This window comes from Pseudomonas sp. FG29, assembly GCF_057809355.1.
Genome location: NZ_JBMDJU010000016.1, coordinates 95,221 through 114,473 on the forward strand (window position 1 = coordinate 95,221; position 19,253 = coordinate 114,473).

Below are 19,253 nucleotides of genomic sequence, written 5' to 3' on the forward strand. Positions count from 1 at the left end.
AATGAAAAGACCCGCCAGATGGCGGGTCGAATGGTCATGACCGCTGGTCAGAAGGCGAAGTAGGCCTCTGGCAATTGCATGGTGCTGGCACTGCCAGCGCCGATGGCCTGGCGATGCGCCTCGGTGCGCGGCAGGATGCGCTGGAAGTAGAAGGCGCAGGTGGCCAACTTGGCCTGATGGAAGCCATCGTCCTCGCCTGCCGCCACTTTCTCCTGGGCCACTACCGCCATGCGCAACCAGAGATAGGCCAGCGTGACATAACCCGAATACATCATGTAATCGACGGACGCCGCACCCACTTCATCCGGGTTCTTCATCGCGGCCATACCGATCTGCTGGGTCAGTTCGCCCCACTGCTTGTTCAGCGCCGCCAACTGGGCCACCTGTGCGGCCAGTTGCGGATGTGCCGCCTGTGCTTCGCAGAACTTGTGCACCTGCCGGGTGAAGCCGAGCAACAGCTTGCCCTGGCTGCCCAACACCTTGCGCCCGAGCAGGTCGAGCGCCTGGATGCCGTTGGTGCCCTCGTAGATGAGCGCGATACGGCAATCACGCACCAGTTGCTCCATGCCCCATTCGCGAATGTAGCCGTGCCCGCCGAATACCTGCATGCCGTGGTTGGTGGCCTCCAGGCCGGTCTCGGTCATGAAGGCCTTGCAGATCGGCGTGAGGAAGGCCAGCAGGTTCTCGGCGTCCTGGCGCGCTTCGGCCGTCTCGGCGTGGTGGGCAACATCGATCAGTTGCGCAGTGAAGTAGGCCAGCGCGCGGTTACCCTCGTTGAAGGCCTTCATGGTCAGCAGCATTCGGCGCACGTCTGGGTGCACGATGATCGGGTCGGCGGCCTTGTCCGGCGCCTTGGGGCCGGTCAGCGCGCGCATCTGCAGGCGTTCACGGGCATAGCGCAGCGCGCCCTGGTAGCTGGTCTCGCCCAGGCAGAGGCCCTGCATGCCGGTGCCGAGACGCGCGTGGTTCATCATGGTGAACATGCAGGCCAGGCCCTTGTTGGCTTCGCCAATCAGGTAACCGGTGGCGCCGTCGAAGTTGATCACGCAGGTCGCCGAGGCCTTGATGCCCATCTTGTGCTCAATGGAGCCGCAGCTCACGGCATTGCGCGAACCAACGCCGTCCCCTTCGGGCATGAACTTGGGCACGATGAACAGCGAGATACCCTTGGTGCCAGCCGGCGCATCGGGCAGCTTGGCCAGCACCAGGTGGACGATGTTCTCGCTCATGTCGTGCTCGCCAGCGGAGATGAAGATCTTCGTTCCGGAGATCGCATAACTACCATCGGCCTGCGGCACGGCGCGGGTCTTGATGATGCCAAGGTCGGTGCCGCAATGCGGCTCGGTCAGGCACATGGTGCCGGTCCAGCGCCCTTCGGTAAGACGGGTGAGGTAAGTCTGCTTCTGCTCCTCGCTGCCATGCGCGTGGATGGCCGACATGGCGCCGTGGGTCAGCCCCGGATACATGCCCCAGGAAAGATTGGCCGAACCGACCATCTCACTGAACACCAGCCCGAGCGATGCGGGCAGGCCCTGACCGCCATAGGTCGGATCGGCCGCCAGGCCCATCCAGCCACCCTCGGCGTATTGGGCAAAGGCTTCCTTGAAGCCCTTGGGCGTGGTCACCACGCCGCTGTCAAAGTGGCAACCCTCTTCGTCACCGCTGCGGTTGAGGGGCGACAGCACCTGCTCGCAGAACTTGGCGCCCTCCTCGAGGATCGCAGTGACCATATCGGGGCTGGCGTCATGAGCGCCCAGGGCTTCGTAGTGAGCGGAAAAATCGAATACATCGTCGATCAGAAAGCGCATGTCGCGCAGCGGTGCCTTGTACTCGGGCATGTTCATTCTCCGTTCGGGTAGCGGTCAGGTCGCCCCACGCTACTGCCGCGAACGGGCCGGCAACAATGATCGTTGGCCGCCTGAATGCGGCGCTATAAGCCGGCTCAGTCTGTCGGAGTGGCGACCTTCACCGCGCCCCTGCGATGCCCCGCACTGCGGATGCAGTTACGCCCAGCCGCCTTGGCACTGTAGAGCGCCTTGTCCGCAGCCTTGATCACCTCCTGCGGGCGGCGCTGCTCGGCCTGGCGCTGGGCCACACCCATGCTGACGGTCACCGATACCTCGCCCGCGGTCTTGCCGGCGCGGCGCTGCTTGCCCTCGCGGTCGTCGCGTGGGCGGCTGTGTTTGTCACGCAGCTGCATGCGGTAGTGCTCGATGGCCTGACGTACCGCCTCCAGGTGCGGCAGGCATTGCTCCAGGCTCTTGCCGGGGAATAGCAGGGTGAATTCCTCCCCGCCGTAGCGGTAGGCCTTGCCGCCGCCACCGACCTTGCGCAACTGGCTGGCGACCAGACGCAGAACCTGGTCGCCGACGTCATGGCCGTGGGTATCGTTGAATTTCTTGAAATGGTCGACATCGACCATGGCGATCACGTAGTCGCGCCCCAGTCGCTGCAGGCGCTCGTTCAACGCACGCCTGCCGGGCAGGCCGGTAAGCTCGTCACGGAAGGCCATTTGATAAGCCTCATGCGCCACCGCCGCAACCAGCATGAGCATCACCATGCTGCTCACCACCTGCAGGGCGTTGGCCAGGATGAACACCTGCGGCAGCATCCACAGCAAACCGATCAACCCCATCAGTTGCGCCGCATGCAGTGGCCGTGGACGACGCAGGTATTGCACCAGCAGGGCAATGAAGGCGATCAGGAACATCAGGTACACCAGCTGCGCAAGACTCATCCCGGCAGCGTGCAGCGACGGCCAGTGAATCTGCGCCAGCCATTCGGCGATCCCCTGCGGGTAGCGACGCGCCAGGCCGAACGCCACGGCACTGACGGCCAGCAGCACCAGGGCACGGGCAAAGATGTCCTGCAGCAGATGTGAACGCTCCTCCCAGCAGCCGTAGAGGGCATAGAGCAACGGCAACAACAGGCAGATCAGATGGAAGACCAGCGCAGCGTCATCACGTACCTGGCCGCTATCGCGGAAATGGTCGACCTGGATATCCAGCAGGAAATAGCCGACGTACAGCACCAGCAACAGAAATACTTCGCGCTGGCGGCCATAGACCAGACAGAACGCACCGCCGAGCAACAGCAGCAAGGTCGGCAATACGTTGAACAGGGAAACGAAGAACTCGCTCAATACCGGTAGACGCGCAGCCACTACGGCACCCACCAGAAAAGGCAGCGACGAGAAGAAGTGACTGAGACGCAGGCTGGCCAGGCGTATCAAGGCGGTATCCCGAACGAGAAGTGAAGGCATTCTGCCTGCTTCGTTACAGGAAAACAGCGACCTGATGCGACATTCGCTTCAGTGCGCAGCGCAAAAACGACAACGCCGCCCCGAGGGGCGGCGTTGCGGTTCAACCAATCAGGAGTCAGAAGCCGAGCGCGAAGTGCTCTTCTTCCATCTCCATCAGGTTGTTGGCGCCCGACAGCATGGCTTCGACATGCATGCGGGTACGCGGCAGGATGCGCGCGAAGTAGAAGCGAGCGGTCTGCAGCTTGGCCTTGTAGAACGCGGCATCGCCTTCACCGGCAGCCAGCTTCTCGGCAGCCAGGCGTGCCATGTCAGCCCAGAAGTAAGCCAGGCAGGCGTAACCGGAGTACATCAGGTAGTCCACCGAAGCGGCACCGACTTCCTCGCGATCCTTCATCGCCGCCATGCCGATCTTCATGGTGACGTCGCCCCACTCCTTGTTCAGCTTGGCCAGCGGCTCGACGAATTCCTTAACGGACTCGTTGCCTTCGTTGGCCTGGCAGAACTTGTGCACGATCTTGGTGAAGTTCTTCAGCGCGCCGCCCTGAGTCATCAGCACTTTGCGGCCCAGCAGGTCGAGGGCCTGAACGCCGGTGGTGCCTTCGTACATCATGGAGATGCGGCAGTCACGCAGGTTCTGCTCCATGCCCCACTCGCTGATGAAACCGTGGCCACCGTAGATCTGCATGCCGTGGGAAGCGGCTTCGAAGCCCACTTCGGTCATGAAGGCCTTGGCGATCGGGGTGAGGAAGGCCAGCAGCTCGTCGGCGGCCTTCTTCTCTTCTTCGTCCTGGCTGTACTTGACGATGTCCACCTGCTTGGCGGTGAAGTAGACCATGGCACGGTTGCCTTCGGCGAAGGCCTTCATGGTCAGCAGCATACGGCGCACGTCTGGGTGCACGATGATCGGATCAGCAGCTTTTTCCGGTGCTTTCGGGCCGGTCAGCGAACGCATCTGAAGACGCTCGCGAGCGTACTTGATACCACCCTGGAAACCGGCTTCGGCGTGGGCCAGGCCTTGCAGCGCAGTACCCAGGCGAGCGGTGTTCATGAAGGTGAACATGCAGTTCAGGCCCTTGTTGGCCGCGCCGATCAGGTAGCCGGTGGCGCCATCGAAGTTCATCACGCAGGTAGCGTTACCGTGGATGCCCATCTTGTGTTCGATGGAACCGCAGGAAACGGCGTTGCGCTCGCCTACGCCGCCTTCGGCATTGGGCAGGAACTTCGGCACGATGAACAGCGAGATACCCTTGGTACCCGCCGGAGCATCGGGCAGGCGGGCCAGTACGATATGGACGATGTTGTCGGCCATGTCGTGCTCGCCAGCAGAGATGAAAATCTTGGTGCCGCTGACCTTGTAGGTGCCGTCGGCCTGCGGTTCGGCCTTGGTGCGCAGCATGCCCAGGTCGGTGCCGCAATGCGGCTCGGTCAGGCACATGGTACCGGTCCACTCACCGGAAACCAGCTTGGTCAGGTAGGTGTGCTTTTGCTCGTCGGTACCATGGGATTCGATGGTGTTCATCGCACCATGGGACAGGCCAGGGTACATACCCCACGCCCAGTTGGCGGTGCCGACCATTTCACTGACGGCCAGGCCGAGGGATTCCGGCAGACCCTGACCGCCATGCTCGACGCTGTGCGCCAGGCTCGGCCAGCCACCTTCGACGAACTGCTGGTAGGCCTCCTTGAAGCCGGCCGGCGTCTTCACGCCCGACTCGCTCCAGGTGCAGCCTTCGGTGTCACCGACACGGTTCAGCGGCGCCAGCACCTGCTCGCAGAACTTGGCGCCTTCTTCGAGGATGGCGTCGACCATGTCCGGAGTGGCGTCCTGACAACCTGGCAGGCTCTGGTAGTGAGCTTCATAGCCCAGCAGCTCGTCACGAACGAAACGAATGTCACGCAAGGGGGCCTTGTAGTCAGGCATAGCGAATAACCTCTGCGGTGGTGTCCTAAGTTGTCAGGGTGACCGGAAATGCGGTCTCTGCGGGATCGATCCCGGCTGCCTGGCCATGGCGTCAGGGGCAGGCAATCAAACAGGCGTTTGAAACATACGTTTACGCCCATTCCTTGTCAAGCGCTGGACTAAGCCACCTGATCGACGCGTGACACTGGCTCCTGCAAGTCGCCGATACGGCGATAGATATCAAGATTAGGTGGTGGGGCGGATGCCTGCTGAGGATCGCTGCCGGTCGCGGCCTGATCCTCTTCATCCGTCGCGGCCTCGTTCTTGCCGGCGCCCTGGGCCTGCTCCTCAGCCCGCATCTGCGCCAGCTCGACCCTGGCCTGCGCGGCCTGCGCCTGAGCGGTGGCGGCCACACTCAGGTCTTGCGCCGAAGGTTCGGCCGGCGCCAACGCGGCACGCTGGACGATCTCCATTTTCTGCAAGGTCGCCTCGGGGTCGTTGGGCACGGTGCTGACATCGATACCCACCTCACCAGACACGGCATAGCGCTGCCCATCCGGCCCGCGCTTGAAGCTGTAGGTCGGGGCACCGGCATGCTGACCACCGACTGCAGCGTGCGCCTGTTCGTGGGCACGCACCTCACGGTCACGCTGGCTCAGCTCGGAGATTTCGAGCTGCTCCTGGCGCAGTTGCTGCTGAGTCTTGTCGCGGGAAGTGGACGAGCCTTCGGCCTGGCCATCCTGCTCACGCGACGATGTCGACGTATCACGCGGTGCTGCCTGGGGCGCGGTGGCCGGGGCAAGGTCGGAACGAGCGAGATCAGGGGAAACGTCGGTTGAGAGCGGGCGAGCCGACGCATTGATCGGAGAGAAGGAAGGGTAAGGCGAGCTGCTGCCAATCTGCATAGGTGTCGCCTCCCCGCAAGAAGGCGGCCAGGCCGAGGCGACGGGCCGTCGGCGTCAGGCGCGGGTATCGATCAGAGTGCCCAGTACTTCGTCGGCCGTGTCGATCACGCGGGAGTTGGCACGCACTTCGTTTTCACCGACACGCAGGGCGACCAGGCTCTCGGTCAGATCCGGGCTATTCGGATCGGCACTCTGGGGGCTTGGGTTGACCTGATTCTGCGCGTTGTTCTGATTGGCCTGATTGGTCGTCTGAGCCTGAGGCAGGCCGCTGCCGGCAATCTCGAAGGCAGCCTGATCGACACGACGTTGGCCGGTCTGAATACCGCTCAGGCCGGAGCTGAATGCGCTGGGAGTGATTTGCATGTAACCGCCCTCGCGGATTTCAAAACCAATGGCAGCTATTGAAGCAGAAGCTGCCTAAAAAATGTACAGGCAAATGGCTATGCTCGGGTTACCGCTTATTACGATGCGAACAGGGTCTCGAGATTCAGATGCTCGGCGACCGCTGCCGGCGTGGCCTGTGGCAGGCGTGGCACCCGCCCAAGGCACGGTGCCGGCAGGCGCTCGGCGAGCGTGGCGAGGTTGTCGTCGAGGCGCGAGGTCTGCGCATCGACCACGTTGGCGACCCAGCCGGCCAGACGCAGACCATCGCGGGTAATGGCTTCGGCGCTGAGCACAGCGTGGTTGATGCAGCCCAGACGCACACCCACCACCAGGATCACCGGCAGATTCAGCGCCACAGGCAGGTCGGACAGGGTTTCCTGACCACTCAGCGGCACCCGCCAGCCACCCGCGCCTTCCACCAGGGTGAAATCCGCGCCGCGCGCCAAGATCGCGCCCACCGCCTGCTGCAGGCTGGCCACATCGAGCCGCACCCCCGCCTCACGCGCGGCCAGATGCGGCGCGATGGCCGGTGCGAAGGCCAACGGGTTGACCTCCTCGTAACGCAGCGGCAGCGAACATTGGCCGAGCAGCGCCAGCGCATCGTCGTTGCGCAGCCCCTCGGCCGTAGCGACGCAGCCGGACGCCACCGGCTTGGCCGCCGCCGTGCTCAGGCCCGCGCGCCGGGCCGCATGCAGCAGGCCGGCAGCGATGGTGGTCTTGCCGATCTCAGTATCGGTACCTGTGACGAAATAGGCGTGAGGCATGCAGCGACTCTCCTCAGAAGCAGTTCAACGAGGCTTGCGCAAGACGCCATAGACCACCTGATAGGTGGCCGGCAGGCCGTCTGCATCGCGATGGCGCTCATAGGCGGCCAGCAACGCGGCGATGCGCGCGCGGCCGGTGAGCCCATCGGGGCGCCCGGGATTGAGGTTGTGCGCGCCGATGTCCTTGAGCGAACGGGTCAGGCTGCGCAGATCGGGGAAATGCAGCACCTGCGCCTCGCGCTGCAGGCTCAGTACCTGCAGTTCGCTGGCCGCGCACAGGCGCTGGTAGTCCTCGAAATGACGGAAGCGATTGACGTGGACGAAGCCATCGACGGCCTGCCAACTGTCGCGCAGTTCCTGCAGGGTGCCGACGCACAGGCTGGAGAAGGCCAGCGTGCCGCCCGGACGCAGCACCCGCGCGGCCTCGCCCAGTACACGGGCCAGGTCGCCACACCACTGCACGGCCAGGCTGGAAAACAGCAGATCGACGCATGCGCTCTGCAGCGGCAGTGCCTCGGCGTCCCCGGCGATGAAATGCCTCGCGCCAGCCTGAGGCCATGCGTGCCGCAGCATGCCTTCGGCGATGTCGACGGCAAGCCCCTCGCCTGCGCTGAAACGCTCGCTCAGCAGCCGGGTGAAATAGCCAGTGCCACTGCCCAGGTCGACCCAGCGCTGTGGCGCCAGCACGGGCGGCAGTCGCTTCAGCAATTGCGTACCGACGCGTCGCTGCAACTCGGCGACGGCGTCGTAGCTGGCCGCCGCACGGGAAAAGGACGCGGCCACCTGGCGCTTGTCCGGCAGGCCGGCGTGCTGGGGTTCCGCCTCGATAGCTCGTTCAGTCATCGCCAGCCTCACGCATGAATTCGCGCATCAACGTCGCCAGCAGTTGCGCTTGCTCCAGCACGAAGGCATGGCTGCAGCCGTCGAGCAGCGCAACCTCGCCACGCGGCAGCAGCGCCAGCAGCTCGTCAGCCACGGCGGCCGGCACCAGCGCATCACCATCAGCCAGCAGATGCAGCTGCGGCCCGGCATAGCTCGCTAGCGCAGCGCGGTTATCCAGCCTCGACAATATCGCCAGCCCGGCCAGCAACTGCGCCTGGTCAGCGACCAGCGTATGGCCCTGCAACTGGCGCGACAGGCTGCGGGCATCTTCCCCGCCCTGCGCGCAGAGCATGGCGAAGCGCTTGCGCGTGACCTCGGGCTGCTGCTCGCACCCTTGGTAGAACGCCTCGAACGTGGCCTGCGGCATCGCCGTCGACCAGCCCGGCCGGGCGACGAAACAGGCGTTGCTCGCCAGACTGATCAGCCCCAGGCAGCTCGCCCCCCGGCGCGCCGCCAGCGCGCTGGCGAGCATGCCGCCCAACGACCAGCCGGCCAGCCAGCAGTCACGCGGCAAACGGGCATCCAGCTCGTCCAGCCAGTCCTGCGGGTTCACCGAGATCAAGGCCGGCAAGGCATGCACTTCGCCGCCCAGCGCCTCGGCCAGGGGATGCAGCACGGCGCTGTCCAGGCCCCAGCCCGGTAGCAGGATCAACCGCTCAGTCATCGCTGCACACCTGTGGCCAGCATTCGGCGAGTGCCTCGAGCAACAGTTCGAGCTGCCCGTCGCTGTGCGCGGCCGAGAGGGTCACGCGCAGGCGCGCACTGCCAGCCGGCACGGTCGGTGGACGGATGGCACCAACCAGCAAGCCGCGCTCGCGCAAGAGTGCGGAAAGTTTCAGCGCGCGGGCGCTGTCACCGACCAGAATCGGCTGGATCGGGGTGAAACTGTCCATCAGGCTCAGGCCGATCTCTGCGGCGCCCTGGCGGAATCGACTGACCAGGCGCGCCAGATGCTCGCGACGCCAAGATTCGCTGCGCAGCAGCTCCAGGCTTTTCAGAGTGGCGCAGGCTACCGCCGGTGGCTGGCTGGTGGTGTAGATGTAAGGGCGGGCGAACTGGATCAGGGTTTCGATCATGTCCTCGCTGCCGGCCACGAAGGCGCCCGCCGTGCCGAAGGCCTTGCCTAGGGTGCCGACCAGCACCTGCACATCATCCAGGCCCAGGCCGAAATGCTCGACGATGCCGCCGCCAGCGGCGCCCAGCGTGCCGAAACCGTGAGCGTCATCGACCATCACCCAGGCCTCTCGGGCACGTGCTTCGGCGCACAGCGCCGGCAGGTCGGCCAGGTCGCCGTCCATGCTGAACACGCCATCGGTGACCACCAGGCAGTTACCCCGGGCCTTGCGCAGACGATTGGCCAGGCTGACCGCATCGTTGTGCTGATAACGCGAGAAACGCGCGCTGGACAGCAGACCGGCGTCGAGCAGCGAGGCATGGTTGAGACGATCCTGCAGCACGCTGTCGCCCTGCCCGACCAGCGCCGTGACGGCAGCCAGGTTGGCCATGTAGCCGGTGGAAAACAGCAGAGCACGCGGGCGCCCGGTGAACTCGGCCAGGGCTTCTTCCAGTTCGTGGTGCGGCGTGCTGTGACCGATCACCAGATGCGAGGCGCCACCACCAACACCCCATTTTTCCGCACCCTGCTGCAGCGCAGCGATGACGTCCGGGTGATTGGCCAGGCCGAGGTAGTCGTTGGAACAGAAGGCCAACAGACGCCGACCGCCGACCTGCACCTGCGGCCCTTGCGGGCTGTCCAGCAAGGGCCGCAGGCGGAACAGATCGGCAGCCTGGCGTTCGGCAAGGCGAGTGGCAAGGTCGAAAGACATGGAGGGCACCGGAGAACGGTGGATAAGCACAAGCGGGTTATCCACCCTACGCCTCACATCAAGCGGCGCAGGGTGGATGACGCTTCATCAATCCACCAAGGGATATCAAGCCGAAGCGGCGTTGTAGAACAGCTGGGAATCGCGCTGCTCGACCAGCGCCTGCTCGATGGCCGCCTGGTGCACTTCGTCGGCGTGCTCCTCGCGCTCTTCCGGCTTGATGCCGAGGCGCTTGAACAGGGCCATGTCCTTGTCCGCCTGCGGGTTGGCAGTGGTCAGCAGCTTCTCGCCGTAGAAGATCGAGTTGGCGCCAGCCATGAAGGCCAGGGCCTGCATCTGCTCGTTCATCGCTTCGCGGCCAGCGGACAGGCGCACGTGGGATTTGGGCATCATGATCCGCGCCACGGCCAGGGTACGGATGAAGTCGAACGGGTCGACGTCCTTCTCCTCGGCCAGCGGCGTGCCCTTGACCTTGACCAGCATGTTGATCGGCACCGATTCCGGGTGCTCTGGCAGGTTGGCCAGCTGGATCAGCAGCCCGGCGCGATCATCCACCGATTCGCCCATGCCGAGGATGCCGCCGGAACAGATCTTCATCCCCGCCTCGCGCACGTAGGCCAGGGTCTGCAGGCGCTCGCCGTAGGTGCGGGTGGTGATGATGTTGCCGTAGAACTCCGGCGAGGTGTCGAGGTTGTGGTTGTAGTAGTCCAGCCCTGCTTCGGCCAGCGCCTGGGTCTGCTCCTGATCGAGGCGACCGAGGGTCATGCAGGTCTCCAGGCCGAGTTTCTTCACGCCTTTGACCATCTCCAGCACGTAGGGCATGTCCTTGGCCGACGGGTGCTTCCACGCCGCGCCCATGCAGAAGCGCGTGGAGCCGATGGCCTTGGCCTCGGCGGCCGCCTCCAGCACCTTCTGCACTTCCATCAGCTTTTCCTTGTCCAGGCCGGTGTTGTAGTGGCCGGACTGCGGGCAGTACTTGCAGTCTTCCGGGCAGGCGCCGGTCTTGATCGACAACAGCGTCGAGACCTGCACGCGATTGGCGTCGAAGTGCTGGCGGTGCACGGTCTGCGCCTGGAACAGCAGGTCGTTGAACGGCTGCTCGAACAGGGCACGCACCTCGGCGAGCGTCCAGTCGTGACGAGTAGAGAAGGTGGCGGTTGCGCTCATGGAGGAGTCCTTCGACGCTTGGCGGCGTCTGTCATGGTGCCCGGGCGGGCGTTCAGGCTTCGGCCATCATAGGAGCCCAAGGAATGCTGTCAACCAGAAAAACAACACAAGTTTACCATTGATCATTTATCGATCAATCGAACTTCCACGATGGCACAAGGCCCAATGAGCAACGCCAAAACAGGATGCGCGACATGCGGGTAGAAGGTTTCTTCGAGGGACTCGGCCATGCGCTGGGGCAAATGATCCGATTCATCGTCGACCTGCTTTCCGGAGCGCTGGGCGCGGTAGCGGATGCAGTCGACGATTTTCTCCATGGCCTGGCCAGCGCCATCGGCATGGACAGTTCGATCTTCAGCATCATCCTGCTGATCATCGGCCTGCTGTTTCTCTACAACGGCGTACGCGCCCTGCTGCGCCGCTCCATCTTCGGCGGGGTGATCTGGCTGCTGCTGGGGCTGGTGGTGATGGGCTGGCTGATCCGCTGATGCGCGACTAGGCTGAGGGCTTCGACTCAAGGACGAGCGAGCATGGCCCTGCTGCGACCACTCCCCCTGCAACGCCCCGCCTGGCTGACACTACGCCGTCATTGCCAGTTGTGCGACGAAACCACCGACCATCCGCGTCATGACATCTGCACGGCCTGCGAGGCTGAGCTGCCCTGGCTCGGCACCCATTGCCAGGTCTGCGCGCTGCCGCTGCCCGCACCCGGCATGATCTGCGGCGCCTGCCAGAAAAAGCCACCGGCCTTCGCCCGCGTCGAAGCGCCCTGGCGCTACGCCTTTCCGGTCGACAGCCTGATCACCCGCTTCAAGCACCAGGCGCAGTGGCCCTTCGGTCGGTTGCTCGGCGAGTTGCTGGCCGAACACCTGCTGCACGCCTACGACGAAGGTTTGCCACGGCCACAGGCGTTGCTGGCGGTGCCCCTGGCACGCCGCCGCGAACGCCAGCGCGGCTTCAACCAGGCGCGCATGCTCGCCGACTGGCTGAGCCGCGCCTTGCAGATTCCCGCCCCTGACGATTGGCTATCGCGCACCCTGGACACGCCAGCCCAGCAGGGGCTGGACGCTGCCACACGCAAGCGCAACCTGCGTCAGGCCTTCGTGGTCAATGCCGCCGAGCGGGTCGAGGGCCTTCACCTGGCGCTGATCGACGACGTGCTGACCACCGGCGCCACTGCCAACATCCTCGCCCACCTGCTGCTGCGAGCCGGCGCGGAACGGGTCGATGTGTATTGCCTGGCACGCACGCCGCCACCAGGAGGCTGACGCGCTCGGGCTACAGCGATTGGTTATGCTTGTGCTCCCTGCCAACCGCCAAAGCGCCTCGCCATGTCCCAGCTCGACCCGATCGCCCAGATGCTCAGCCGCCGCCCGCAACGCCTGGCGTTGCTGGAGCAGATCGCCACGCAGGGCTCGATCACGCGTGCGGCCAAGGCTGCCGGGCTGAGCTACAAGGCCGCCTGGGACGCCATCGACGAGCTGAACAACCTGGCCGAACAACCGCTGGTCAGCCGCAATGTCGGCGGCAAGGGCGGTGGTGGCGCGTGCCTGACACCAGCCGGTGCCCGCCTGCTGGCCCTGCACCAACGCGTACAAGCCCTGCAGGCGCAGCTGTTGCAAGCCGCCGAGGACGACGCCGATCTGCAACTGTTGGGGCGCCTGATGCTGCGCACCAGCGCTCGCAATCAGCTGGCCGGACGCGTCTGCGCCATCGCCGCTCAAGGCCACAATGACCTGATCACCCTCGAGCTACCCGGCGGCGCGCGCCTGCAGGCGCAGATCACCCGTGACAGCACAGAGCGCCTGCAACTGGCCATCGGCAGCAGCGTGGTGGCGCTGATCAAGGCTGGCTGGCTGGAACTGCACCCTGCCTCGTCTGCCAGCACAGTTTTCGATAACTGCCTGACCGGGCTGATCGAACAAATCCTGCCAGCCAGCGACGGCCCATGCGAAGTGCGTATCGCCCTGCCCAACGGCCAGACGCTGTGTGCACTAAGCAACGCCGAGCACTTGCAGCGCATGCAACTGAAGGAAGGCTCGTCGGTGAGTGCGCAGTTCGCCGCCAGCCAGGTGCTACTGGGCACGCAACTGTAGGGGGGGTGCAACCCGCCAATCGCTGCTAGTGATTTCGCCGGCGGGTTGCACCCGCCCTACGGCAAGATCATTCGCCGGGTACACTGTGCGCCCAGCCATACGGAGCCGCTCATGAGCCATCCCTTTTCCACCCTCACCCCGGATCTTGTCCTCGACGCCGTGGAGAGCCTGGGCTACCTCAGCGACGCCCGTGTGCTGGCGCTCAACAGCTACGAGAACCGCGTCTACCAGGTGGGCATCGAGGGGGAAACGCCGCTGATCGCCAAGTTCTACCGCCCGGATCGCTGGAGCGATGCGGCGATCCGCGAGGAACATGCCTTCAGCCTGGAGCTGGCCGAGCAGGAAGTCCCGGTGGTAGCGCCCATGGCACGCGACGGCGAGACGCTGTTCGAGCATGGCGGCTTCCGCTTCGCCCTGTTCCCACGTCGTGGCGGGCGGGCACCCGAGCCAGGCAACCTCGACCAGCTGTATCGCCTCGGCCAGTTGCTCGGCCGCCTGCATGCAGTGGGCGCCAGCCGCCCCTTCGTCCATCGCGAACAGTTGGCGGTGGATAACTTCGGCCACGCTGCCCTGGCCACACTGCTCGACGGCGGCTTCGTGCCACGCAGCCTGCTGCCGGCTTACGAATCGGTGGCACGTGACCTGCTCGCCCGCCTCGATGAGCTGTTCGCCCGCGTGCGCTACCAGCCGATTCGCCTGCACGGCGACTGCCACCCCGGCAACCTGCTGTGCCGCGACGACGCCTTCCATATCGTCGACCTCGACGATTGCCGCATGGGCCCGGCGGTGCAGGATCTGTGGATGATGCTGGCCGGCGAGCGCCACGAACGTCTCGGCCAGATCGCCGAGCTGGTGGACGGTTATCAGGAGTTCCACGATTTCGCCGCCCGCGAACTGCCGCTGATCGAAGGCTTGCGCGCCCTGCGCCTGATGCACCACAGCGCCTGGATCGCCAAACGCTGGGACGACCCGGCCTTCCCCCTGGCCTTCCCCTGGTTTGCCGGTGAGCGCTACTGGGGCGACCAGATTCTCGCCCTGCGTGAACAGACAGCAGCACTGGATGAGGAGCCCCTGCGGCTGTTCTGAGTGGTCGCCATGACGGTTGGCCCGAAGGGCGCCAGACAAGCGTTTGCACGCGCACTAGAATGGCGCACTCAACCTGCCCGTCCAAGGATGCACCATGACCGCCGCCAACCCGCAACGCGGGTATCTGCTCGGCCTGACCGCCTACATCATCTGGGGCCTGTTCCCCATCTACTTCAAAGCCATCCAGGCCATCCCGGCGCTGGAGATCATCGTCCATCGCGCGCTCTGGTCGGCGCTGTTCGGCGCCGCGCTGCTGGCGGTCTGGAAGCATCCGGGCTGGTGGCGCGAACTGCGCGACAACCCTGCTCGCCTGCTGGTATTGGCCGGCTGTGGCCTGCTGATCGCCAGCAACTGGCTGGTGTACGTGTGGGCGGTGAACAACGACCGCATGCTCGAGGCCAGCCTGGGTTACTACATCAACCCGCTGGTCAACGTGCTGCTGGGCCTGCTGATCCTCGGCGAGCGCTTGCGCCGCCTGCAATGGCTGGCGGTGGGTCTCGCGGCCCTGGGCGTGGCGCAGCAGGTGTGGCAAGTGGGCAGCCTGCCCTGGGTCTCGCTGGTGCTGGCGCTGACCTTCGGTTTCTATGGGCTGATCCGCAAGAAGGCGCCGGTCGCCGCCCTACCCGGCCTGGTGGTGGAAACCTGGCTGTTGCTGCCAATCGCCCTGGCCTGGCTGGCACTGCACCCTGCGGCGATGAGCAATCAGGCCGCGTTCTGGAGCAGTTGGCAGTGGCTGCTACTGGCCGCAGCCGGGCCAATCACCCTAGTGCCGCTGGTGTGCTTCAACGCGGCCGCGCGTCATCTGCCCTACACCACTCTGGGCTTTCTGCAGTACATCGCACCGACGCTGGTGATGCTGCAGGCGATCTTTCTCTACAACGAGCATTTTGATCCGGCCAAGCTGATGGCCTTCGTCTGCATCTGGGCGGGCCTGGCGGTCTACAGCCTGGATATCTGGCTGACCCTGCGCGCACGCAAGATGGCCTGACGCGCATCCCCTGGGCAGAAAACACTCAGCCTCCCGTACACCGCGCCAATCCTGGCGCGGCGCACTCTGCCCCCGGCTTATCCACAGATCCATCCCCGGCATTTGTGCACAAGCCATTGATCCTGCTGGTTTTTTAGCCACCCATGAAAAAGCCCCGGGGCACTAGGTCGTGCGCCGGGGCTCCCCAGTTTATCCACAGGCTGATCCACCCTTATCGTGGATATCGGCCCGGTCAGTCGTCCTGGCGCAGATTGAGCTCCACCATCAGGTCATCGGCCAGGGTTTCCAGGCGCGCCTGCAACTGTTCCAGGGAAAGGTTTTCGGGCACGGCCAGCAGCGCCTCGGCGGTGAACAACAGCTCGCCGCTCATCGGCGCTGGCGCCACCTCGGTGAGCAGGCTTTCCAGGTTGACGCCCTGCTCGGCCAGTACGCGGGTGATGTCACGGACGATACCGGGGCGGTCATTGCCCACCAGTTCCAGACGAATGGCGTTGTAGCGACCGGCCGGCTCACTACCGCTGACCGCCAGTTGCACGCGAATGCCCTGGCTGCCGAGAGCCTGCAGCGCCTGGATCAACTCGGCATGAGCCTCGGCCGCCACTTCGACGCGCAGGATGCCGGCAAATTGTCCGGCCATACGCGCCATACGGCTCTCCAGCCAGTTGCCACCATGGGTGGCGATGCAGGCAGCGATGCGCTCGACCAGGCCGGGTTGATCTTCGGCTATCACCGTCAGTACCAGATGATCCATGTACGACCTCATTGCTTGAGTGGAACTCGAAAGGCTCAGCTGCGCAGCGGCAGCCAGTAGGTAAGAAATTGCTCGTCGCGAATGTAACCCAGGCGCTCGTAAAGGCGCTGGCCGGCCAGGTTGGTCTTCGCCGTCTCCAGTTGCAGACCGCAGGCGCCGGAGGCTTCGGCATGGGCACGCGCAGCGTTCATCAATGCCTCACCAACGCCACTGCGGCGCGCCGACTCATCGACGTACAGGTCGCTGAGCAGCCAGGCCGGGGCCAGCGCCAGTGAAGACTGGAAGGGATAGAGCTGCACGAAGCCCTGCGCCTGGCCTCGCCCATCACGCGCGATGAACAGGTGCGAGTCGCCCAAGCGCAGACGTGTAGCGAGAAAGGCCTCGATCTCCGCCGCTCGGCGTGGCACCTCATAGAAGTGCAGGTAAGCACCGAACAGGCGCGTCAGGTCAGCAAGATCGACAGGGGTGGCAGCGGTTACCGGCATGGCAGACTCCACGAAGATCGAAGCTGCAGTATAGGTGATGGTCGGGAAGGCGGGCCTCGCTTAACGCATGCAAACGGGTCAATTAGTCGTATACCCGAATTAAAGATATATGGAACAATGTTCACTTATTATGGATACATAAATACCCATCGTGACTGAAAACCCCATTTCGGTCGCGCACTGACGCAGACCCCGTGCATTTCCCCGAAATCTTGATGTAGTATGCCGCGCCACGGACTACAAGACGGCCAGACCGTCTCCGATGCGGCTATCGAGTAAAGCTCAGAGAGTGAGGCAAGTGATGACTGAACGCGTTCAAGTCGGTGGCCTGCAGGTCGCCAAAGCCCTGTACGACTTCGTGAACAACGAAGCCATCCCCGGTACCGGCATCGCTGCCGACAAGTTCTGGGCCGGTGCCGCCGCCGTGATCGCCGATCTGGCACCGAAGAACCGCGCTCTGCTGGCCAAGCGTGACGAGCTGCAGGCGCAGATCGACGCCTGGCACCAGGCACGCAAGGGCCAGGCCCATGATGCCGTAGCCTACAAGGCCTTCCTGCAGGAAATCGGCTACCTGCTGCCTGAGCCGGCCGACTTCCAGGCCACCACCACCAATGTCGACGAAGAAATCGCCCGCCTGGCCGGCCCGCAGTTGGTGGTGCCGGTGATGAACGCGCGCTTCGCCCTGAACGCCTCCAACGCCCGCTGGGGCTCGCTGTACGATGCCCTCTACGGCACCGACGTGATCAGCGAAGAAGGCGGCGCCGAGAAGGGCAAGGGCTACAACAAGGTGCGGGGTGACAAGGTCATCGCATTCGCTCGCGCCTTCCTCGACGAGGCTGCGCCGCTGGCTGCCGGCTCGCATGTCGATTCCACCGGCTACCGCATCGAAGGCGGCAAGCTGGTCGTTTCCCTCAAGGGCGGCAGCAACAGCGGCCTGCGTGACGACGCGCAACTGGTCGGCTTCCAGGGCGAGGCCAGCGCGCCGATCGCCGTGCTGCTCAAGCACAACGGCCTGCACTTCGAGATCCAGATCGATGCCTCCAGCCCCATCGGCAGCACCGACGCCGCTGGCGTCAAAGACGTACTGATGGAAGCGGCGCTGACCACCATCATGGACTGCGAAGACTCCGTCGCCGCCGTCGATGCCGACGACAAGGTAGTGGTCTACAAGAACTGGCTGGGCCTGATGAAGGGCGACCTGGCCGAGGAAGTGTCCAAGGGCGGCAGCACCTTCACCCGCACCATGAACCCGGATCGCGTCTACACCCGTCCGGACGGTTCCGAGCTGACCCTGCACGGCCGCTCCCTGCTGTTCATCCGTAACGTCGGCCACCTGATGACCAACCCGGCCATCCTCGACGCCGCCGGCAACGAGATCCCGGAAGGCATCCAGGACGCGCTGTTCACCAGCCTGATTGCCATTCACAACCTCAACGGCAACACCTCGCGCAAGAACACCCGCACCGGCAGCGTCTACATCGTCAAACCGAAGATGCACGGCCCGGAAGAAGTCGCCTTCACCAGCGAGATCTTCACCCGTGTCGAAGAGGTGCTGGGCCTGCCGCGCAACACCCTGAAGGTCGGCATCATGGACGAGGAGCGCCGTACCACGGTCAATCTCAAGGCCTGCATCCAGGCAGCCAGCGAGCGCGTGGTGTTCATCAACACCGGCTTCCTCGACCGTACCGGTGACGAGATCCACACCTCCATGGAAGCCGGCGCCGTGGTGCGCAAGGCCGCCATGAAGAGCGAGACCTGGATTGGTGCCTACGAGAACAACAACGTCGACGTCGGCCTGGCTACCGGTCTGCAAGGCCGTGCGCAGATCGGCAAGGGCATGTGGGCCATGCCGGATCTGATGGCGGCGATGGTCGAGCAGAAGATCGCCCACCCGCTGTCCGGGGCCAATACTGCCTGGGTACCGTCGCCGACCGCCGCCACCCTGCACGCGCTGCACTACCATAAGGTCGACGTGTTCGCCCGCCAGGCCGAACTGGCCAAGCGCACCCCGGCCTCGGTGGACGACATCCTGACCATCCCGCTGGCCAAGGACACCAACTGGAGCCAAGAGGAGATCCGCAACGAGCTGGATAACAACTCGCAAGGCATCCTCGGCTACGTGGTGCGCTGGATCGACCAGGGCGTCGGTTGCTCCAAGGTACCGGACATCAACGACGTCGGCCTGATGGAAGACCGTGCCACCCTGCGTATTTCCAGCCAGTTGCTGGCCAACTGGCTGCGCCACGGCATCGTCACCGAAGCGCAGGTGGTCGAGAGCCTCAAGCGTATGGCACCGGTGGTGGATCGTCAGAACGCCAACGACCCGCTGTATCGCCCGATGGCGCCAGACTTCGACAACAACGTCGCCTTCCAGGCTGCGCTGGAGCTGGTGATCGAGGGCACCAAGCAGCCCAATGGCTACACCGAGCCGGTGCTGCATCGTCGTCGTCGCGAGTTCAAGGCCAAGAACGGGCTGTAACCCGCCAACGAAAAAACCGCCTCGATGAGGCGGTTTTTTTATGGGCGGTGGGTGATAGTGAGTGGTGGCGCCGACGATGGTATGGCCCGGCGGACTGTTCGCTGGCGCAACGAGCGGTCGGCGCCCCCGATCAGCCCTGAGCCTGATTTGGGTACGGGAATTGTTCGGGTGCCTGTTCAGAATTGCCGCGTTTTTGCTGATGTTTTTGATTTCGCCTTCCCAGGCGAGCAACCGTGTCCAGCGTCAAGTCACTTGAGGCCTGAAATGAGCCTGATCACGGA

General features: G+C 64.5%; 18 protein-coding genes. 6 read left to right on the forward strand and 12 right to left on the reverse strand.

Annotation, left to right across the window (positions count from 1 at the left end; genetic code table 11):
* Positions 1-47: 47 nt before the first annotated feature.
* The 10 genes from ACODS1_RS16730 to bioB all read right to left on the reverse strand — a co-directional run bounded on the left by ACODS1_RS16730 (position 48) and on the right by bioB (position 11,087).
* Positions 48-1,838 (reverse strand): acyl-CoA dehydrogenase C-terminal domain-containing protein, encoded by a 1,791-nt coding sequence (locus ACODS1_RS16730; protein WP_489086551.1) that lies wholly within the window; start codon positions 1,836-1,838, stop codon positions 48-50.
* A 104-nt stretch (positions 1,839-1,942) separates the two neighbouring features.
* Positions 1,943-3,232: a GGDEF domain-containing protein gene (locus ACODS1_RS16735; RefSeq protein ID WP_489086568.1), complete on the reverse strand. Its 1,290-nt coding sequence runs from the start codon at positions 3,230-3,232 to the stop codon at positions 1,943-1,945.
* Positions 3,233-3,377: 145 nt separating this feature from the next.
* Complete coding sequence (locus ACODS1_RS16740) at positions 3,378-5,183, reverse strand: phenylacyl-CoA dehydrogenase (protein WP_489086552.1); 1,806 nt, start codon at positions 5,181-5,183, stop codon at positions 3,378-3,380.
* Positions 5,184-5,341: 158 nt separating this feature from the next.
* The gene (locus tag ACODS1_RS16745) at positions 5,342-6,067 is read right to left on the reverse strand and encodes a putative metalloprotease CJM1_0395 family protein (RefSeq protein ID WP_489086553.1); all 726 of its coding nucleotides are present in this window, start codon (positions 6,065-6,067) and stop codon (positions 5,342-5,344) included.
* A gap of 54 nt (positions 6,068-6,121) precedes the next feature.
* On the reverse strand, positions 6,122-6,430 hold the full coding sequence (locus ACODS1_RS16750) for a hypothetical protein (protein ID WP_489086554.1): 309 nt from the start codon (positions 6,428-6,430) through the stop codon (positions 6,122-6,124).
* Between the two features lie 98 nt (positions 6,431-6,528).
* Positions 6,529-7,215: a dethiobiotin synthase gene (gene bioD / locus ACODS1_RS16755; protein ID WP_489086555.1), complete on the reverse strand. Its 687-nt coding sequence runs from the start codon at positions 7,213-7,215 to the stop codon at positions 6,529-6,531.
* 24 nt (positions 7,216-7,239) lie between these two features.
* Positions 7,240-8,058 (reverse strand): malonyl-ACP O-methyltransferase BioC, encoded by an 819-nt coding sequence (gene bioC, locus ACODS1_RS16760; protein WP_489086556.1) that lies wholly within the window; start codon positions 8,056-8,058, stop codon positions 7,240-7,242.
* A complete protein-coding gene (locus tag ACODS1_RS16765) occupies positions 8,051-8,761 on the reverse strand; it encodes an alpha/beta fold hydrolase (protein ID WP_489086557.1) in 711 nt (236 codons plus the stop codon). Before ACODS1_RS16765 ends, bioC begins: the two co-directional genes overlap by 8 nt.
* Positions 8,754-9,923 (reverse strand): 8-amino-7-oxononanoate synthase, encoded by a 1,170-nt coding sequence (gene bioF / locus ACODS1_RS16770; RefSeq protein WP_489086558.1) that lies wholly within the window; start codon positions 9,921-9,923, stop codon positions 8,754-8,756. The genes ACODS1_RS16765 and bioF overlap by 8 nt, the downstream gene beginning before the upstream one ends.
* A 105-nt stretch (positions 9,924-10,028) precedes the next feature.
* Positions 10,029-11,087: a biotin synthase BioB gene (bioB, locus tag ACODS1_RS16775; RefSeq protein WP_489086559.1), complete on the reverse strand. Its 1,059-nt coding sequence runs from the start codon at positions 11,085-11,087 to the stop codon at positions 10,029-10,031.
* A 194-nt stretch (positions 11,088-11,281) separates the two neighbouring features.
* Between bioB and ACODS1_RS16780 the strand changes: the two genes are divergently transcribed.
* The 5 genes from ACODS1_RS16780 (at position 11,282) to rarD (ending at position 15,257) form a co-directional block, all read left to right on the forward strand.
* Positions 11,282-11,575: a hypothetical protein gene (locus ACODS1_RS16780; RefSeq protein WP_322978781.1), complete on the forward strand. Its 294-nt coding sequence runs from the start codon at positions 11,282-11,284 to the stop codon at positions 11,573-11,575.
* A 42-nt stretch (positions 11,576-11,617) separates the two neighbouring features.
* A complete protein-coding gene (locus ACODS1_RS16785; protein ID WP_489086560.1) occupies positions 11,618-12,355 on the forward strand; it encodes a ComFC family protein in 738 nt (245 codons plus the stop codon).
* Positions 12,356-12,418: 63 nt separating this feature from the next.
* On the forward strand, positions 12,419-13,183 hold the full coding sequence (locus ACODS1_RS16790) for a TOBE domain-containing protein (RefSeq protein WP_489086561.1): 765 nt from the start codon (positions 12,419-12,421) through the stop codon (positions 13,181-13,183).
* A gap of 111 nt (positions 13,184-13,294) precedes the next feature.
* The gene (locus ACODS1_RS16795; RefSeq protein ID WP_489086562.1) at positions 13,295-14,269 is read left to right on the forward strand and encodes a serine/threonine protein kinase; all 975 of its coding nucleotides are present in this window, start codon (positions 13,295-13,297) and stop codon (positions 14,267-14,269) included.
* 94 nt (positions 14,270-14,363) lie between these two features.
* Positions 14,364-15,257, forward strand: coding sequence for an EamA family transporter RarD (gene rarD / locus ACODS1_RS16800; protein ID WP_489086563.1), 894 nt, complete (start codon positions 14,364-14,366; stop codon positions 15,255-15,257).
* A 232-nt stretch (positions 15,258-15,489) separates the two neighbouring features.
* Here the strand turns inward: rarD and ACODS1_RS16805 are convergent, their stop codons facing one another.
* Both ACODS1_RS16805 and ACODS1_RS16810 read right to left on the reverse strand, forming a co-directional pair.
* Positions 15,490-16,008 carry a glycine cleavage system transcriptional repressor gene (locus tag ACODS1_RS16805; RefSeq protein WP_322978786.1) on the reverse strand — a complete coding sequence of 173 codons (519 nt, stop codon included), beginning with the start codon at positions 16,006-16,008 and terminating at the stop codon, positions 15,490-15,492.
* Positions 16,009-16,043: 35 nt separating this feature from the next.
* On the reverse strand, positions 16,044-16,493 hold the full coding sequence (locus tag ACODS1_RS16810; protein ID WP_489086564.1) for a GNAT family N-acetyltransferase: 450 nt from the start codon (positions 16,491-16,493) through the stop codon (positions 16,044-16,046).
* A gap of 301 nt (positions 16,494-16,794) precedes the next feature.
* On the opposite strand from ACODS1_RS16810, the gene ACODS1_RS16815 reads away from it, so the two are divergent.
* Positions 16,795-18,972 carry a malate synthase G gene (locus ACODS1_RS16815; RefSeq protein ID WP_489086565.1) on the forward strand — a complete coding sequence of 726 codons (2,178 nt, stop codon included), beginning with the start codon at positions 16,795-16,797 and terminating at the stop codon, positions 18,970-18,972.
* Positions 18,973-19,253 lie beyond the last annotated feature (281 nt).

Bases quoted from the DNA above. Each gene is read 5' to 3' on its own strand.
- ACODS1_RS16730 (WP_489086551.1), bottom strand. From the start codon at position 1,838: ATGCCCGAGTACAAGGCACCGCTGCGCGACATGCGCTTTCTGATCGAC.
- ACODS1_RS16740 (WP_489086552.1), bottom strand. From the start codon at position 5,183: ATGCCTGACTACAAGGCCCCCTTGCGTGACATTCGTTTCGTTCGTGAC.
- ACODS1_RS16745 (WP_489086553.1), bottom strand. From the start codon at position 6,067: ATGCAGATTGGCAGCAGCTCGCCTTACCCTTCCTTCTCTCCGATCAAT.
- ACODS1_RS16750 (WP_489086554.1), bottom strand. From the start codon at position 6,430: ATGCAAATCACTCCCAGCGCATTCAGCTCCGGCCTGAGCGGTATTCAG.
- bioD (WP_489086555.1), bottom strand. From the start codon at position 7,215: ATGCCTCACGCCTATTTCGTCACAGGTACCGATACTGAGATCGGCAAG.
- bioC (WP_489086556.1), bottom strand. From the start codon at position 8,058: ATGACTGAACGAGCTATCGAGGCGGAACCCCAGCACGCCGGCCTGCCG.
- ACODS1_RS16765 (WP_489086557.1), bottom strand. From the start codon at position 8,761: ATGACTGAGCGGTTGATCCTGCTACCGGGCTGGGGCCTGGACAGCGCC.
- bioF (WP_489086558.1), bottom strand. From the start codon at position 9,923: ATGTCTTTCGACCTTGCCACTCGCCTTGCCGAACGCCAGGCTGCCGAT.
- bioB (WP_489086559.1), bottom strand. From the start codon at position 11,087: ATGAGCGCAACCGCCACCTTCTCTACTCGTCACGACTGGACGCTCGCC.
- ACODS1_RS16780 (WP_322978781.1), top strand. From the start codon at position 11,282: ATGCGGGTAGAAGGTTTCTTCGAGGGACTCGGCCATGCGCTGGGGCAA.
- ACODS1_RS16785 (WP_489086560.1), top strand. From the start codon at position 11,618: ATGGCCCTGCTGCGACCACTCCCCCTGCAACGCCCCGCCTGGCTGACA.
- ACODS1_RS16790 (WP_489086561.1), top strand. From the start codon at position 12,419: ATGTCCCAGCTCGACCCGATCGCCCAGATGCTCAGCCGCCGCCCGCAA.
- ACODS1_RS16795 (WP_489086562.1), top strand. From the start codon at position 13,295: ATGAGCCATCCCTTTTCCACCCTCACCCCGGATCTTGTCCTCGACGCC.
- rarD (WP_489086563.1), top strand. From the start codon at position 14,364: ATGACCGCCGCCAACCCGCAACGCGGGTATCTGCTCGGCCTGACCGCC.
- ACODS1_RS16805 (WP_322978786.1), bottom strand. From the start codon at position 16,008: ATGGATCATCTGGTACTGACGGTGATAGCCGAAGATCAACCCGGCCTG.
- ACODS1_RS16810 (WP_489086564.1), bottom strand. From the start codon at position 16,493: ATGCCGGTAACCGCTGCCACCCCTGTCGATCTTGCTGACCTGACGCGC.
- ACODS1_RS16815 (WP_489086565.1), top strand. From the start codon at position 16,795: ATGACTGAACGCGTTCAAGTCGGTGGCCTGCAGGTCGCCAAAGCCCTG.